Raw genomic sequence first — 2436 nt, forward strand, 5'->3', positions numbered from 1 at the left:
CTTGCAGACAATACACTTCCAGTGTTGGCTGACGGTCCGCATACTGTGACTGTGACAGCAACCGACCCTGCAGGTAATGTGGGCACAGGTAGCGCGGTCGTGACTGTAGATACTGCAGCAGCGAACTTGCTTGGTCCGATTACAGTACCGGATGACTTAAATGCTGATGGCATCATCAATGCATCAGAACTTGGCACAGATGGCAGCTTTAATGCCCGTGTAGCGTTGGGTCCAGATGCAGTGGTAGGCACAGTCGTAAACGTTAACGGCACTGACTACACAGTAAGTGCAACTGACTTGACGAATGGCTATATCACCGCAGCAATTCCTGTAACTGCAGATGGTCCAATCACCATCCATGCACAAGCAGTGGATTCACAAGGTCATATCAGCAGTCCAGCAGATGTAATCGTGACTGTAGATACGCTTCCAGCGAACTTACTTGGAGCGATTACAGTACCGGATGACTTAAATGCTGACGGCATTATCAATGCATCAGAACTTGGCACAGACGGCAGCATCAATGCCCGCGTAGCATTGGGTTCTGACGCAGCGGTGGGTACTGTTGTGAATGTCAATGGTACTGATTACACAGTGAGTGCGACTGACCTTGGCAATGGCTATATCACAGCAGCGATTCCTGTAACAGCAGATGGCCCAATTACAATCCATGCACAAGCAGTGGATGCGCAAGGCAACATCAGCAGTCCAACAGATGTCACTGTAACTGTAGATACCACACCAGCGAACTTGCTTGGTGCGATTACAGTACCGGATGACTTAAATACTGATGGCATCATCAATGCATCAGAACTGGGTACAGACAATAGCTTCAATGCCCGTGTAGGATTAGGTCCAGATGCAGCGGTGGGTACTGTAGTAAACGTTAACGGCACTGACTACACAGTGAGTGCAACTGACTTGACGAATGGCTATATCACAGCAGTGATCCCAGTGGTTGCTGATGGCCCAATTACTATCCATGCACAAGCGGTGGATGCACAAGGTAATATCAGCAGTCCAACAGATGTCACTGTGACTGTGGATACCACACCAGCGAACTTGCTTGGTGCGATCACAGTACCGGATGACTTAAATACTGATGGCATCATCAATGCATCAGAACTTGGCGCAGACGGTAGCTTTAATGCCCGTGTAGCATTGGGTCCAGATGCAGCGGTGGGTACTGTAGTAAACGTTAACGGCACTGACTACACAGTAAGTGCAACTGACTTGACGAATGGCTATATCACCGCAGCGATTCCTGTAACAGCGGATGGTCCGATTACCATTCATGCCCAAGCAGTGGATGCACAAGGTAATATCAGCAGTCCAATAGATGTCACTGTGACTGTGGATACAACACCAGCAAACTTGCTTGGCCCGATTACAGTACCGGATGACTTAAATGCTGATGGTATTATCAATGCATCAGAACTTGGCGCAGACGGTAGCTTTAATGCCCGTGTAACGTTGGGTCCAGATGCAGCGGTGGGTACTGTTGTGAATGTTAACGGCACTGACTACACTGTCAATGCAACTGACTTGACGAATGGCTATATCACAGCAGCGATTCCTGTAACAGCCGATGGTGCAATTACCATCCATGCCCAAGCAGTGGATGCACAAGGTAATATCAGCAGTCCTACCGATGTCACTGTAACTGTGGATACCACACCAGCGAACTTGCTTGGTGCGATCACCGTACCGGATGACTTAAATGCCGACGGTATCATCAATGCATCAGAACTTGGCACAGACGGTAGCTTCAATGCGCGTGTAGCGTTGGGCCCAGATGCAGCGGTGGGTACTGTTGTGAATGTTAATGGCACTGACTACACAGTGAGTGCAACTGACCTTGGCAATGGCTATATCACCGCAGCGATTCCTGTAACAGCGGATGGCCCAATTACCATTCATGCCCAAGCAGTGGATGCGCAAGGCAACATCAGTAGCCCGGCAGATGTGACGGTAACTTTAGACGCTACTGCGCCGACAGTTGGTTTAAGTGATGTCACCACCAATGACAGTACACCTGAATTAACAGGTACAGTGAATGATCCAACAGCGACTGTTGTGGTGACTGTAAATGGTGTGAACTATACTGCGGTGAACAATGGTAACGGTACCTGGACACTTGCAGACAATACACTTCCAGTGTTGGCTGACGGTCCGCATACTGTGACTGTGACAGCAACCGACCCTGCAGGTAATGTGGGCACAGGTAGCGCGGTCGTGACTGTAGATACTGCAGCAGCGAACTTGCTTGGTCCGATTACAGTACCGGATGACTTAAATGCTGATGGCATCATCAATGCATCAGAACTTGGCACAGATGGCAGCTTTAATGCCCGTGTAGCGTTGGGTCCAGATGCAGTGGTAGGCACAGTCGTAAACGTTAACGGCACTGACTACACAGTAAGTGCAACTGACTTG

At 49.3% G+C, this 2436-nt stretch carries 1 protein-coding gene; it reads left to right on the forward strand.

Going from position 1 to position 2436, the window contains the following annotated elements:
- Positions 1-2436: beta strand repeat-containing protein (locus J678_RS22685; RefSeq protein WP_228132399.1), on the forward strand; the 2436-nt coding region annotated here is incomplete at both ends.

It is taken from the genome of Acinetobacter sp. 1424608, assembly GCF_000588255.1.
GTDB lineage: Bacteria > Pseudomonadota > Gammaproteobacteria > Pseudomonadales > Moraxellaceae > Acinetobacter > Acinetobacter nosocomialis.